Source organism: Undibacterium sp. GW821-FHT07F11, from assembly GCF_059418665.1.
The window spans coordinates 69687-83784 of the sequence record NZ_JBWKQH010000009.1; the positions used below are offsets into that span (position 1 = coordinate 69687).

Genomic DNA, 14098 nt, shown 5'->3' on the forward strand with positions numbered 1-14098 from the left:
TAATTGCTTGTGACTTCATCCCGATTTTAAAAATAGAAAACTCATTATGTCTGAAAACAAAGCGGCAAAAACTGCCAGTAAATACCCGGTCAATATGACCGAAACAGCTTTCCCCATGCGCGGCGACCTGGCCAAGCGTGAACCCAAGTGGGTCAAGGAATGGCAAGACAAGAAGATCTATGAGCGCGTGCGCAAGGCGTCTGCCGGTCGCCCGAAATTCATCCTGCATGACGGCCCACCATATGCCAACGGTGATATCCACCTGGGACATGCCGTCAACAAGATCTTGAAAGACATGATCGTCAAAGCCCGCACCATGGCTGGCTTTGATGCGCCGTATGTACCTGGCTGGGATTGCCACGGCATGCCTATCGAAATCCAGGTTGAAAAACTGTTTGGTAAAAACCTGCCAGTGGCCGAAGTGCATGCCAAGGCACGCGTGTATGCGAATGAGCAGATAGAAAAACAAAAAGCCGGCTTTATCCGTCTGGGTGTTTTGGGCGAATGGGACAATCCCTACAAAACCATGGCCTTTGGCAATGAAGCGGACGAATTGCGCGCACTCGGCAAATTGCTGGAAAAAGGCTATGTCTATCGTGGCCTGAAACCAGTCAACTGGTGTTTTGACTGCGGCTCTGCCCTGGCAGAAGCTGAAGTTGAATATGAAAATAAACGCGACCCATCCATCGATGTTGGCTTCCCGTTTGCCGAACATGACAAGCTGGCTGCCGCCTTCAAGCTCGACAAACTGCCACTGGACAAAGGCTATTGCGTCATCTGGACCACGACGCCATGGACCATCCCGTCCAACCAGGCGCTGAACATGCACCCGGAAATCACTTACGCACTGGTCAAGACTCAGCGCGAAGGTGAAGACATCCTTCTGATACTGGCGAAAGATCTGGTTGAAGCCAGCCTGACCAACTACGGACTGACAGGTGACATCATCGCCACTTGCCTGGGTGCGGATTTGTCTGAAATCAAATTCAAGCATCCATTGTCAGCTCTGGATGCGGGCTATGACCGTTTTTCTCCAGTCTATCTGGGTGAATACGTGAGTACAGAAACCGGTACCGGCGTGGTCCACTCTGCGCCAGCTTACGGTATCGAAGATTTCCAGTCATGCAAGGCGCATGGCATGAAGGATGACGACATCATCGCCCCAGTCATGGGTGATGGCAAATTTGCATCCAGTCTGCCCTTCTTTGCTGGCATGACGATCTGGGAAGCATCCAAACCTATCTGCGACAAGCTGCGTGAAGCGGGTACCCTGTTTTCATTCAAGATGTTTGAGCATAGCTATATGCATTGCTGGCGTCATAAGACACCTATCATCTACCGCGCCACTTCACAGTGGTTTGCCAGCATGGACAATACGCCCAAAGCGGGTGGCGACAGCTTGCGCCAGACAGCATTGAAAGCCATTGATGAAACTGCCTTCTTCCCGGCGTGGGGCAAGGCACGTTTGCATGGCATGATCGCCAACCGTCCTGACTGGACCTTGTCACGTCAGCGTCAATGGGGCGTGCCTATGGCCTTCTTCCTGCACAAGGAAACTGGCCAATTGCATCCACGTACACCAGAGCTGCTGGAACAGATCGCCAAACGCATAGAGCAAGAAGGTATAGAAGCCTGGCAAAAAATCGAAGTTGCTGATTTGCTCGGTGACGAAGCTGCCATGTATGTCAAGAACCGTGACACCCTGGACGTGTGGTTTGATTCTGGCGTAACGCATCAGACTGTACTGCGCGGCTCACACAAAGAGCAGTCGGCCTTCCCGGCAGATCTTTACCTGGAAGGTTCTGACCAGCATCGCGGCTGGTTCCATTCCTCACTGTTGACAGCGTCCATGCTGGATGGCCGCGCACCTTACAAAGCTTTGCTGACCCATGGCTTCACGGTTGATGGCGATGGCAAGAAGATGTCCAAGTCTTTGGGTAATACACTGGCACCGCAAAAGATATCTGACACCCTGGGTGCTGACATCTTGCGTCTATGGGTAGCATCATCTGATTATTCGGGTGAACTGTCTATCTCTGACGAAATCCTGAAACGTGTGACTGAAGCTTATCGCCGCATCCGTAATACCTTGCGCTTCTTGCTGGCTAACACTTCTGATTTTGATGTAACAAAAGATGCTGTTGCAATCAACGAATTGCTGGAGATTGACCGCTATGCAATCGCCAATATGGCTGCATTGCAAAAAGATATCCTGGCTCATTTTGAGGCATTTGAATTCCACCCCGTGGTCAGCAAATTGCAATCATTCTGCTCAGAAGACCTCGGTGGTTTCTATCTCGACATCCTGAAAGACCGTCTGTACACCAGCGGCACGACTTCGCATGCGCGCCGTTCTGCGCAAACGGCGATCTGGCATATCACGCAATCATTGCTGCGCCTGATGGCACCAATGCTGTCTTTCACCGCAGAAGAAGCATGGCAATTCTTTGCCGCTGCCGATGCATACAAAGACAGTGATGAAACCATCTTCACGCAAACTTATTACAGCTTGCCTGAAATCGCTGATGCTGAAGCCTTGCTGACCAAGTATGCAGCCCTGCGTGCAGTGCGTACGGATGTGACCAAGCAACTGGAAGAAGTACGCGTGGCCGGTGGCATAGGTTCATCCTTGCAGGCAGAAGTGACGATCAAGGCCAGTGGCAGCAAATTCGATGTACTGAACAGCTTTGCCGATGACTTGAAATTCACCCTGATCACTTCCGCAGCAGGCGTGGAACAGGTTACCAGCGAGGCAGAAGAAACCGTGCTCGTTACCCCATCCAAGTACGAAAAATGCGAGCGTTGCTGGCATTATCGTGCGGACGTAGGTAGCAATGCTGAGCACGCTGGTCTGTGTGGCCGCTGCGTCAGCAATCTGTTTGGTGCTGGCGAGGCACGTCGCTTTGCATAGTAAAAATGTTGCTCCGCAGGTGGGTCAGGTATAAATCTGAACCACCTGCATTAATCAAGACTTCACAAGAATTCAATTCCTATGGCGACCAAAAAACGTCCCGCAGCATCAAATAATTCTTCAGGTGCCAAGTCCTCTGGTTCCAGCCTGATACCCTGGCTAGGCCTGGCTGCCATCATTATCTTGTTGGACCAGGTCACAAAGATCACGATCAGCAAGGCCTTTGCCTATGCCGAGACTTTGAGCATTACCTCATTCTTCAATCTGACCCTGGTGTACAACAAGGGAGCAGCTTTCAGCTTCCTGGCCGCTGAAGCAGGCTGGCAGCGTTATTTTTTTACCGCTATCGGTTTGATCGCAGCCGCGTATATAACTTACTTGCTGAAACGCCATGCGGGACAAAAACTGTTTTGCTCTGCATTGGCCCTGATCATGGGTGGTGCGCTCGGCAATGTTATTGACAGGGTGATGTACGGTCATGTCATCGATTTTCTGGATTTTCATTACCTGGAAATTTATCATTTCCCGGCATTTAACATCGCTGACAGCGCAATTTGCGTAGGTGCGGCATTATTCATATTAGATGAATTACGCCGCGTCAAAAAATAAGGAATAGCACCATGAGTCTGCGACTGGCTGGTAAAAAAATCGTTCTGGGCCTGACCGGTGGCGTGGCCTGCTACAAGATTGCAGAACTGACCCGGGCGCTAGGCAAGGCTGGTGCCGATGTACAAGTGGTGATGACAGAATCTGCCACCCATTTCATCACGCCAGTGACCATGCAAGCCCTGTCTGGCAATACGGTGTATACCGACCAGTGGGATGCGCGCATCAATAACAATATGCCGCACATAGACCTGACGCGTGATGCAGACGCCATCGTCATCGCACCTTGCAGCACAGACTTTATCTTCAAGCTGGCACATGGTGCCTGTAATGATTTACTGTCCACCCTGTGTGTTGCCCGCCCTGCGAACCTTCCACTGCTTGTCGCCCCGGCCATGAATGTCGAAATGTGGCAAAACCCTGCCACCCAACGCAATGTGCAACAAATCAAGGCAGATGGTATACACCTGCTGGGCCCGGCTGCCGGCGACCAGGCTTGCGGCGAAACCGGCATGGGCCGCATGCTGGAGCCCGATCAATTGCTGACCGAAATCATTGCGTCCTTCCAGGCCAAGACGCTGGCAGGTAAACATGTATTGATCACTGCCGGCCCTACGTTTGAGCCGATAGACCCGGTACGCGGCATCACCAATCTGTCGTCAGGCAAGATGGGTTACGCGATTGCGCAGGCAGCGTGGGAAGCTGGTGCCATCGTTACCCTGGTGTCTGGCCCTACCGCGCTGGATGCGCCGTATGGCGTGCGCCGCGTCGACGTGCAAACTGCCCAGCAAATGTTTGACGCAGTCGTGACTCAACTGAAGCAGCTCAAGCAGGATGTGTTTGTTGCCGTTGCTGCAGTAGCTGACTGGCGTGTTGCCAATGCCAGCACACAGAAACTGAAAAAGACCAGTGAAGGCGATGCGCCGCAACTGCAATTTGCGCAAAACCCTGACATTCTGGCCAGCGTCGCGGCCATGCCGAATGCACCATATTGCGTGGGCTTTGCTGCAGAATCAGAAAACCTTTTGCAGTACGGTGCTGCCAAACGCCAGAAGAAAGACGTGCCTCTGCTGGTTGGCAATATCGGCCATCATACCTTTGGCAAGGATGAGAACGAGCTGGTGTTGTTTGACGTGCATGGCCACACTACCTTGCCACGCGCCGACAAACAAGCGCTGGCTCAACAACTGGTGGCAGAAATCGCCTTGCGCTCCAGCCTCATTTAAATCTTCCATACCTGCTCAAAGAGTAACCGTTCTTTGAGCATTATTTTTTCTCAATACCATGAAAAACATAGACTTGAAAATTCTCGACAGCCGCATGAAAGACTTGCTGCCAGCCTACGGCACACCTGGCAGTGCTGGTCTTGACCTGCGCGCCTGCATAGATGAAGCCATCACCATACAACCCGGCCAGACAGTGCTGATTCCTACCGGTTTGGCGATTCACATAGCTGACCCAGGCTACGCCGCCATGATCTTGCCACGCAGCGGCATGGGCCATAAAAATGGTATCGTGCTGGGTAATCTGGTTGGTCTGATCGACTCGGACTACCAGGGTCAATTGATGGTATCGACCTGGAACCGTGGCCAGTCAGAGTTTACCCTGCAACCGATGGAAAGACTGGCGCAACTGATCATCGTACCGGTGCTGCAAGTCGGCTTTAATATCGTGGATGAATTTGGACAGAGTGAGCGTGGTGAAGGTGGCTTTGGGAGTACGGGCAAACATTGAATTTGACAATGCTGGCAGAGCACGAAGGCTATTTTTTTGCCAGCACAGTGAAAACCAGCCTGGCCTCCAGGCCACCACCGTCGCGATTATTTAAAGTGATGGATCCATTAACGGCATGCGCCAGTTGCTGAGCAATTGCCAGGCCCAGACCAGTCCCGCCAGTCTTGCGGTTACGCGAATTTTCCACACGATAGAATGGCTGCAATACTGCAGCCATTTCACTATCAGGTATCCCTGGCCCCCTATCCAATACCGACACCGATATCTGCTCTGCCGATATCCTGGCAAGTTGTATCTCGACGTCTCCCGCAAATTTCAGGGCGTTATCTATCAAATTGATCATGATGCGCCTGAGCGTATTTGGCCTTGAAGAAAGTATAGTACCTATTTCCCCACTCAGACGTACAGAGTGTTGGGCATCCACATAATCGCAAACCAGGCTATCAAGCAAAGCATCGATATCCACGCGACATACTTCCTCGGTGGTTCTTTGTGCACTTCGTGCGTAGGTGATACCCTCCTCGACCAGTTGCTGCATGGCGTCCAGATCACTCAACATTTTTTCCTGCAAGCTGTCGTCATCCATTAGCTCAGCGCGCAAGCGCATGCGTGTAATGGGAGTCTGCAAATCATGCGAAATCGAGGCCAGTATCTGTACCCTCTCAGCCAGATGATCTTTGATCTGTGCCTGCATGACATTGAATGCAGCCGCGGCCCTGACAACTTCACTTGGACCGTCTTCCGGTATGGCTTCACCATGTAAAGACGAGCCTAGCACATCCGCCGCTTCAGCCAAACGTTGCAAGGGGCGTGTCGCCTGTTTTACAGCCAGCCAGGTAAACGTGACCACAGCAAGCATCTGGAGTCCGAAGACAGCACCTGCCCCCCAATCTATGGGCCAGACTGTTTTATTAATGATGGCAATTAATACGGTTCCGTCTTTCAATGAAAAGTACAATCGCCCCATCTCGCCTTGAGCCAGGCCAGCCGAACTTCTCGCCGAATAGCTGGCTGCCAGCTCTTCTTTGAGCGTATGAGCCAAACCCTGCCGATGGTGTGGGTCAGTCCATTTAGCCGTTGATGCTGACAATACTTCAGAAGAAATCGTGCTTAATTCGTAGCGGTAGGCATGACGCTGCATTTTTTGCACCCAAAGATTTCGCTCAGGTGGCGTGGCCGTGTCAAGAATTGGTAGCAGTACCGACAAATCTTTTGTCAGATAATAATCTGTGCGGGCAATCTGATCATCATGGACTGAAATGTATCCATACACATTGCTGATAAGATGACCAAGCAATAAAGCCAGTATCCACACAAAAGCCAGTCGTGAGAATAATGAATTTGGCCAGATATGCTGTAGTTTCTGTTTCAGTACATTCATGGTACGTCATCTCTTTGCACCACCGTACTTGAAAAGATATACCCTTCGCTTCTCAGCGTCTTGATGTATTGGGGTTCTCGCGAATCGTCGCGCAAGCGCTTGCGAAGACGACTGACCAGTATATCAATGGATCGATCAAAATAATCCGCGTCGCGGTTCTGTGTCAGGTTGAGTAACTGGTCGCGCGTGAGCACACGCTGTGGATGATCCAGAAAAACCCTTAGCAGGCGATACTCCGCTCCGCTTAACGAAACAATCGCGCCACTGTCGTCAATCAGGTGTCGGGCGCTTGTATCCAATACCCATGCACCAAAACTCAACATACGCCCACCGCCGGCTTCGCGTAATTGCATAGGAATCATTCTGGCACGTCGCAAGATGGCACGTATGCGTGCCAGCAATTCGCGTGTCGCAAAGGGTTTGGTCAGGTAATCGTCTGCGCCCATTTCCAGGCCGAGGATACGATCTGCTTCTTCATTTCTGGCCGTCAGCATCAAGATGGGCACTGGTTGTATTTGTGTCGCTGTAAGTTCACGACACAGGCTAAGACCATCCTCATGCGGCATCATCAGGTCAAGTACGATCAGGTCTATGCCTCCAGTTGCAAGTATACTGCGCATCTGCCGCCCATTGGCGGCAACGCTCACCTTGAAACCACTTTTTTCAAGGTAACGTTTTAATAGATCGCGAATTTCTTCATCATCATCGACGATCAGTAAATGATCTGCTTTCTCCATAGCATGCTTTATAACTGATTTATCCATCAAATCGGCACATTTTTTCTCCATATTTGTTTCTGGATTGTTTCTGTACCGTCCTGGAAACAGGGTGTTGCAAGAAGTGGCATACATTGACACATAACAGATACACCATAGGAATTAAATAGTTCCTGCCGCAGTTCTGCACAGTATTCCGCTGGCAAATGCGTCAATCCAACCATATGGAAAAAAAATGCCAATACAAACAATAGCAAAGCCATTGATCGTATTAAAAGACATATGCAAAAAATACGAGACCGCATCAGGCTCATTTACGGCCCTTAAAAACATCAATCTGGAGATCCGTGAAGGGGAATTTGTCGCAATAGTTGGAAAATCCGGCAGCGGAAAATCGACTTTAATGAATGTAATGACCGGCATTGACCACGCGACATCAGGAGAAATATTGATCGGCGCGACTCCTGTTCACACTTTAAAACAAAGCGAACTGGCAACATGGCGCGGTAAAAACGCTGGCATTATTTTTCAATTTTTTCAATTACTCCCCACGCTCACCGTCGCTGAAAACGTCATGCTTCCCATGGATTTTTGCAATATGTACCTGCCGCGTGAACGCAGGCAACGCGCCACTGCACTATTGGACAAACTGGGTATAGGCGAGCAAGCCGACAAATTACCCAGCACCTTGTCAGGTGGCCAGCAACAACGGGCAGCTATCGCCAGGGCACTGGCGAATGACCCGCAGATTCTGGTGGCAGATGAACCTACCGGTAATCTTGATACAGAAACTGCAAATAGCATCATGCAATTATTCGCGCAACTTGTCGCAGAAGGAAAAACCGTACTGATGGTGACCCATGAGCGCGACTATAGTCACTATTTCAGTCGTAGCATCACCATGGCCGATGGCGAGTTCCGCAATCCAGCAGACCACATTTCTGACACAACTTGCGGGAGGCAATATGTTGCTTAACACTCGCTGGATGAAGCTGGCGCGCGACGCGCAATTAATGCCTGGCCGTACTGCCATGATGATACTGGCCATCGCAGCTGGTGTGTTTGGCCTTGCCACCATGCTTGGTAGCTACACCATATTGACACGTGAAATCCGGCAAAACTACCTGGCCACGAATCCAGCCTCGGCCACACTAAGAATCGACAATATCGATGCTCAATTGATCCAGGCTATACGGAATTTCCCTGGCATAGCGGCTGCGCAAGCCAGTGCCAAAGTGGATGCGGGCATACAACTGGCCGATGGCCGTTTGCAAGCGCTCAACCTGATGATCATTGATGACTTTAAAGAATTGCGTATCAATAGCATTTTTCCAGAAACTGGTGCATGGCCACCTCCGCCAGGCACGCTGCTTTTAGAAAAAGACTCTTTAAAGAAGTTGAAGCTGAAAACAGGTGACATCCTGCAATTGAAGATGGCTGATGGCAGCCTACGTCAAATAACTGTCTCCGGCAGCGCACATGACCCTGGCGTGCCAGTACCCAGCATGTCTGCCTTCGCCTATGCAACACCCGATATCATGGCAGCCCTGGGTATTAATGATGGCATGCATGACTTAAAAATTACTGTCAGCAATACACCTTTTAATATCGATGCTATCGAGCAGGTAGCCAGTGCCCTCGCACTTTGGGTACAACAGCAAGGACATGTGGTAGAACGCATCAGGATACCGCCACCCGGTGAACACCCGCATCAACTGATCATGACGTCCATTCTGGGAATGTTGCTGGTGTTTAGTGGCATTGCATTGGTGCTGAGTGCCGTGCTTACTGCGACTATCATCGAAAGCATGCTGGCACAGCAGGTGCGCCAGATCGGCGTGATGAAAACCATAGGTGCACGATCTTCGCAAATCTCTTCCTTATATCTCAGCTTCGTCTTAATCATAGGTCTGCTGGCGACGTGCGTAGGTGCACCGGCTGGCCTGGCAGCAGGCCGGGCTTTTTCCCAGCTCATTTTAGTGAGCGTACTCAATTTCAATATGAATAGCGGCACAGTTCCTGGCTATGTATATCTGGTCCTGGTCGTTGCCGGTGTACTCGTCCCGTTTTGCATGGCAGCAATACCCATTTCCAGGGCGAGCAAGGTCAGTGCGCACACTGCAATGACTGACTTTGGCACTAAACGGAAATTTTTTACCGGAAAAACTTTCGGCAATTGGTTGTATCACTTACCTGGACTGGATCGCAGCATGGTGATGTCCTTGCGGAACAGCTTCAGGAACCGAGGTCGTTTGTTACTCACGCTGGCTTTGCTCGCGACTGCAGGAGCAATGTTTATCAGCAGCCTCAACGTCAGGAAGGCATCACAAGAACATCTGGTAGAAGCAGCAGCAGAACGCCACTATGATCTCGAAATTCATTTAAGCAAGCCAGAAGACAGGAATAAAATTATCCACATCATTGGTTCAGTGCCTGGCGTAAACCTGGTCGAAGCCTGGAGCAGTAGTACGGTGGCGCGGCACAGGCCAGATGGCCTGAATATAGAAAGGACCTATCCTGACGGCGGCCACGGCTCACTCAATGTGACCTCTATTCCCAACGGCAGCAAACTGATCAGCCTGACCATGCAAAATGGGCAGTGGCTTAGTGAAGTAACGAGTAGCGCAGGAAATGGCCTTGATACAGTAGTCTTAAACAACAAGGCACTGGAATCATTTCCCAAGATTACAGTCGGTGACACCATTACCCTGGGAGTACACAACAAGGCTGCCAGCTTGCGCGTAGTCGGTATCGCCAGGCAAAAAATGACTGGAGCAATGGCTTACGTCTCGCCTGCCACCTACGCCAAATTGACCAACCAGAGTGAGCTTTACAGAAGCTTTCGTGTAGTGATGGATCAGCATGATCCAAAAACGATAGAGGCAATGACAAAACAAATTGAGGCTGCGCTCGGCAGGCAAGAAATTCGTATCAGCGCCAGCATTACAGAAAACATGCTGCGCCAGGAAGTTGATGATCACTTTGATCTTCTGGTCAACGCCTTGCTGTTTATTTCTATCCTGATGGCGCTGGTTGGCGTGCTTGGCTTAGGCTCTTCCATGGGCAGCAATGTAACTGAACGTACCCGGGAATTTGGCGTCATGCGCAGTATTGGTGCCCGCCCAGGCATAGTAATACGCAATGTCATCGCAGAAGGTCTGTTCATCTCCCTGATGAGTTTTGGTATTGCCGTTGTCATGGCGCTGCCTTTGTCAGCAGCCATCAGCGCGTTTTTGGGCAAGCTGCTATTTGACGAAGCCTTCCCCCTGGTCATTTCACAAAAATCTTTGTGGATATGGTTATTGATCGTCACCAGCGGTGCTGTTCTGGCCTGCGCCTATCCTGCCCGGAAAGCATCAAATTTAAGCGTAAGCGCGAGCTTTGCGCATTGAAATCCTTAACTCTTTGAAAGTATCATATGAAAAAATCTACCACTATTGCGATTGCCGTCGTCGTTTTTCTGCTTACTTTATTCATCGTGGCACATCACTTTGATCTGACGCTTATACACAAAATGGTGCATGGCGGTTAAAAGCCAGCGTCATTGTGGCGGGCGGTATTGTCCGCCACATTCTCTTGCTAAAAAACCCGCATGAGACTTCTTCACAAACAGTTGAAGGAATCAAAACAGGTATATCCGGACTCAGGCCAGAGTTGCCAGTGTTGCCACCAATTTAGCTTTCAATTCCTCACTCTTCAATTCCTGCTTCTCCACATCAAAATTTTCATAAAACGTCGGCACTGACAAACTCGCCTTCAACTGCCCGCCAAAGAAAGGTGCAGATCCTGTGGCTGCTGCCAATACACTGGCTCCACCGCGTGCGCCCGGCGAGGTCGACAGCATGACCATGGGCTTGCCCTGGAATACCTTGCCATTGGCGCGTGAACACCAGTCGAACAGGTTTTTATAAGCGGCGCTGTAAGAGCCATTGTGTTCAGCAAAAGAGATCAGGATGGCATCACTGGCAGCGATCTTGTCCAGAAAGGCTTGGGCCAGTGCCGGTTTGCCCAAGTCAGCCTCTTTATCAACACTGAATAATGGCAATTCATAATCATTCAAATCCAGCACTTCAACCTCTGCTCCTGCAACCAGATTGGCGGCGTAAGTGACCAGTTGTTTGTTAACGGATTTTTTGCTGCTGCTGGCGGCGAAAGCGAGTAATTTCATGGCGGTTCTCTGGTAAGTAAAAGTAAATATTAAAAAAGCAGCCTGATGGGCTTATTCAATTCTTTAATGGAGTCAAGTCAATGGGCTTCAGGTAAGCATACTGCCCCGGGATGACGTGATAAGTCTGTTTGTAGGGCAGGTACCCAGTCGCCTTGATGAGCAATTCATACGTCCCCTCTTTCAAGCCAACGAAAGAAAAAGAAGATTGAAAACTATAGTCACGGCCAGCCAGGTATGCATCTGCACCAAGCTCACGGTCCTTGATTTCATCCTTGGCCGTCAAGGTGCGGCTTTCTTTTTCACCGTTCAGTGTAATCGACTCTATCTGAATATGTTGATGCGGTGCGCGAAAGCTGCCGGCAGGATTGTCGCCAGCTTTGATCTCTGCACCTATATAACCTGCCAATACCCCTTGCGGTACGAATGAAAATGTCAATTCGGCTTTTTTGCCGGTGGCAATGACCACGGAGATTTTTGCCGGCACCGTCGTAAAACCATAAGCAACGACACTTGCGATGTATGCACCTGGTGGAAAAGACCCCAGATCTGTACCGCTATCACGCGCACTCAAGGGCAATAGGATTTTTTCACGACTGCCATCGGTGGGGGTCAGCAACAGCAAGGGATCGGATTTGGGTACATTTCCTTTCACTTCATAAGCAAAGGCAATACTCAAATTGCCGCTACTGCCCTTACCTGTTTGCACAGCATGTTTTTTGTCGGCGGCAGCAAGTACGGCAGCGTATTGTCGAAATACCTCAGGCGAAGACAAGATGCCGACATGACTTTCATTGAAGCCCTTGACCATCCTGGCATCTGCCTGTGCATCTGCCCGTAACTCACTGGCCAGCGTAATGCTACCATCGGTGTTGGCAGAATGCAGCAGGCTGTAACTGCCGCCGTGGCCAAAGAACAGGTAATAATCCAGATCAGGTGGCAGCGGTTTCTCAAACAGGGTTTGTACAAAACGACCTTTGGACTGCATGTCATTCCATGATGGCACTACCACTGGTGAATAACGGACACCGTTATCAGCCATGGTGTCACCGCCCCAGGGCGTGGACAGTGAGACAAACAATTTGACTGCCGGGAATTGCGTGCCGTAATTACTCAGGAAAGAACGGACGACCATCCCACCCATACTGTGGGCGGTAAAATAAATTTTATCGAAATGGTAGCGCCGCTGCAGATTAGCCAGCTTCCAGTACAGCAGGTACGACATGGAATCCAGTGAAGCACCAGATGGATAATAAAAGAACCAAGGCTGATACTTGCTACGGTCAAGATGCTCAAAAAAATATTTCCAGTCTTGCGGTGAACCAGCGACACCATGCACAAACAGGACAGGTGTTTTGGTTGGATCATATTTATCCAGGAAATAGATATTGCCACCGGCCTTTTTAAAAAAATCTACTGGTGCCCAATAACCACTCTTGCCAGATTCAGCTGAAAATATGGGCTGGTCCATTTCTGCAATCGCGCCCACCTGCGTACTGTGCAACCTGGCACTGGCTGGTGCCGCAGCAATCACCGTGCCTGTGGGGACAGCAGTTTGCGCTGCAGAAGAAATCACAAAATTGAGCTCAGCCACCAAACCGACGCCTGTAGCTTCAACTGAAGGTGAGATATATTGCCCAACCGGTTCGCCTGCATCCAGCCTGAGGTTAGCATTCGCATCCCCAAAGGCAAATACGCTGTATTGCCCCTTGGGTACAATCAATTCATAGGCACCAGGCTCATGCAGCACAGTGTAGTGCGCGATTTCCAGCCGTCCATTATGCTTGGTATACGCCGCAACCACGACAGGTTTATCCCAGGGAGCATCAGTGGATACAGTACCGACAAATACCGTTGATGAATAAAAGACTTTTGCTTCGTCATTCAGTTTGACAAAAGAGCAGGCACTCAGGCAGAAGAAAATTATCCCGCAGACAAGGTACTGTAGCGAGTGTCTCATCATCTTGAAAAATCTCTCTGTGCTGGAAAACAGTCTTATTTGATTCCTTGCCTGAAACTGCATGTTTACTGTTTCCCAATGAGATTTTTGTCACATCAATATGAAGACGGATAAGCTGAATTCCGAGCAATGCATACAATACGGGACCAATGACATCAGCAGCATCTTTGGCGCACATCGCGCAAAAATTATATCAAATATAATAGAACTCATTTCATAAATAGGATGAGTGCGAACAAGACGATTTGGGATGCAGTGCAAGGCCTGAGGTGCGTACCCTGTGAAGCTAAGGCTGGTGCCTTAGCAAGCGCAAGGTAACAAACTTCGCGCTGCAATGCGTCCAAATCGTCAGTTCACTAAGGGTTTGCCTCATAACGCGTACTGGACTGCAGATTTTGACAATTCGACTCGTTATCAATAGCACCGCTATTGACTGCCTCGTCCCCTTGCAGGGCGCATGTGCGCTTGCAAGCGCACATCGTACGCAGGCGTGCAGCATGCTGCACGCCCCCCTGCTTTACCCTTGCCAGCCCGTGTTATGAGGCAAACGCATCTCACCCAATTTATGAAATGAGTTCTAGTCTGAATTGATTTTTTTGCAGTGCAATACAAAGTATGCGCTTTG

The 14098-nt window shown here is 50.1% G+C and carries 10 protein-coding genes; 6 read left to right on the forward strand and 4 right to left on the reverse strand.

Annotated elements, in window-relative coordinates; genetic code table 11:
- The first annotated feature begins 46 nt into the window (after positions 1–46).
- The 4 genes from ileS to dut all read left to right on the forward strand — a co-directional run bounded on the left by ileS (position 47) and on the right by dut (position 5251).
- Positions 47–2911, forward strand: coding sequence for an isoleucine--tRNA ligase (gene ileS / locus AC07OI_RS21675; protein ID WP_495258677.1), 2865 nt, complete (start codon positions 47–49; stop codon positions 2909–2911).
- 81 nt (positions 2912–2992) lie between these two features.
- Entirely contained in the window at positions 2993–3520 is a 528-nt protein-coding gene (lspA, locus tag AC07OI_RS21680; protein ID WP_492708676.1) for a signal peptidase II, read from the forward strand.
- A gap of 17 nt (positions 3521–3537) precedes the next feature.
- The gene (gene coaBC, locus AC07OI_RS21685; RefSeq protein WP_495258810.1) at positions 3538–4743 is read left to right on the forward strand and encodes a bifunctional phosphopantothenoylcysteine decarboxylase/phosphopantothenate--cysteine ligase CoaBC; all 1206 of its coding nucleotides are present in this window, start codon (positions 3538–3540) and stop codon (positions 4741–4743) included.
- Between the two features lie 58 nt (positions 4744–4801).
- Positions 4802–5251: a dUTP diphosphatase gene (gene dut, locus AC07OI_RS21690; RefSeq protein ID WP_495258678.1), complete on the forward strand. Its 450-nt coding sequence runs from the start codon at positions 4802–4804 to the stop codon at positions 5249–5251.
- A 28-nt stretch (positions 5252–5279) separates the two neighbouring features.
- Here dut and AC07OI_RS21695 read toward each other — a convergent pair whose 3' ends face one another.
- Both AC07OI_RS21695 and AC07OI_RS21700 read right to left on the reverse strand, forming a co-directional pair.
- Entirely contained in the window at positions 5280–6632 is a 1353-nt protein-coding gene (locus tag AC07OI_RS21695) for an ATP-binding protein (protein ID WP_495258679.1), read from the reverse strand.
- Positions 6629–7369, reverse strand: a complete 741-nt coding sequence (locus AC07OI_RS21700) for a response regulator (RefSeq protein ID WP_495258680.1) — start codon at positions 7367–7369, stop codon at positions 6629–6631. Before AC07OI_RS21700 ends, AC07OI_RS21695 begins: the two co-directional genes overlap by 4 nt.
- 214 nt (positions 7370–7583) lie before the next feature.
- Here AC07OI_RS21700 and AC07OI_RS21705 point away from each other — a divergent pair, with 214 nt between their 5' ends.
- Both AC07OI_RS21705 and AC07OI_RS21710 read left to right on the forward strand, forming a co-directional pair.
- Entirely contained in the window at positions 7584–8324 is a 741-nt protein-coding gene (locus AC07OI_RS21705; RefSeq protein ID WP_492708668.1) for an ABC transporter ATP-binding protein, read from the forward strand.
- Positions 8314–10740: an ABC transporter permease gene (locus AC07OI_RS21710; protein ID WP_495258681.1), complete on the forward strand. Its 2427-nt coding sequence runs from the start codon at positions 8314–8316 to the stop codon at positions 10738–10740. The genes AC07OI_RS21705 and AC07OI_RS21710 overlap by 11 nt, the downstream gene beginning before the upstream one ends.
- A gap of 251 nt (positions 10741–10991) precedes the next feature.
- On the opposite strand, the gene AC07OI_RS21715 is transcribed toward AC07OI_RS21710, so the two are convergent.
- Together AC07OI_RS21715 and AC07OI_RS21720 are read right to left on the reverse strand one after the other, a co-directional pair.
- The gene (locus AC07OI_RS21715) at positions 10992–11516 is read right to left on the reverse strand and encodes an NADPH-dependent FMN reductase (protein WP_492708664.1); all 525 of its coding nucleotides are present in this window, start codon (positions 11514–11516) and stop codon (positions 10992–10994) included.
- Positions 11517–11571: 55 nt separating this feature from the next.
- Positions 11572–13476 (reverse strand): lipase family alpha/beta hydrolase, encoded by a 1905-nt coding sequence (locus tag AC07OI_RS21720; protein ID WP_495258682.1) that lies wholly within the window; start codon positions 13474–13476, stop codon positions 11572–11574.
- Between the last annotated feature and the right edge of the window lie 622 nt (positions 13477–14098).

Coding starts and splice junctions, on each gene's coding strand:
- AC07OI_RS21700 (WP_495258680.1), bottom strand. CDS start 7,369: ATGGAGAAAGCAGATCATTTACTGATCGTCGATGATGATGAAGAAATT.
- AC07OI_RS21720 (WP_495258682.1), bottom strand. CDS start 13,476: ATGATGAGACACTCGCTACAGTACCTTGTCTGCGGGATAATTTTCTTC.
- lspA (WP_492708676.1), top strand. CDS start 2,993: ATGGCGACCAAAAAACGTCCCGCAGCATCAAATAATTCTTCAGGTGCC.
- AC07OI_RS21705 (WP_492708668.1), top strand. CDS start 7,584: ATGCCAATACAAACAATAGCAAAGCCATTGATCGTATTAAAAGACATA.
- dut (WP_495258678.1), top strand. CDS start 4,802: ATGAAAAACATAGACTTGAAAATTCTCGACAGCCGCATGAAAGACTTG.
- AC07OI_RS21715 (WP_492708664.1), bottom strand. CDS start 11,516: ATGAAATTACTCGCTTTCGCCGCCAGCAGCAGCAAAAAATCCGTTAAC.
- AC07OI_RS21710 (WP_495258681.1), top strand. CDS start 8,314: ATGTTGCTTAACACTCGCTGGATGAAGCTGGCGCGCGACGCGCAATTA.
- ileS (WP_495258677.1), top strand. CDS start 47: ATGTCTGAAAACAAAGCGGCAAAAACTGCCAGTAAATACCCGGTCAAT.
- AC07OI_RS21695 (WP_495258679.1), bottom strand. CDS start 6,632: ATGAATGTACTGAAACAGAAACTACAGCATATCTGGCCAAATTCATTA.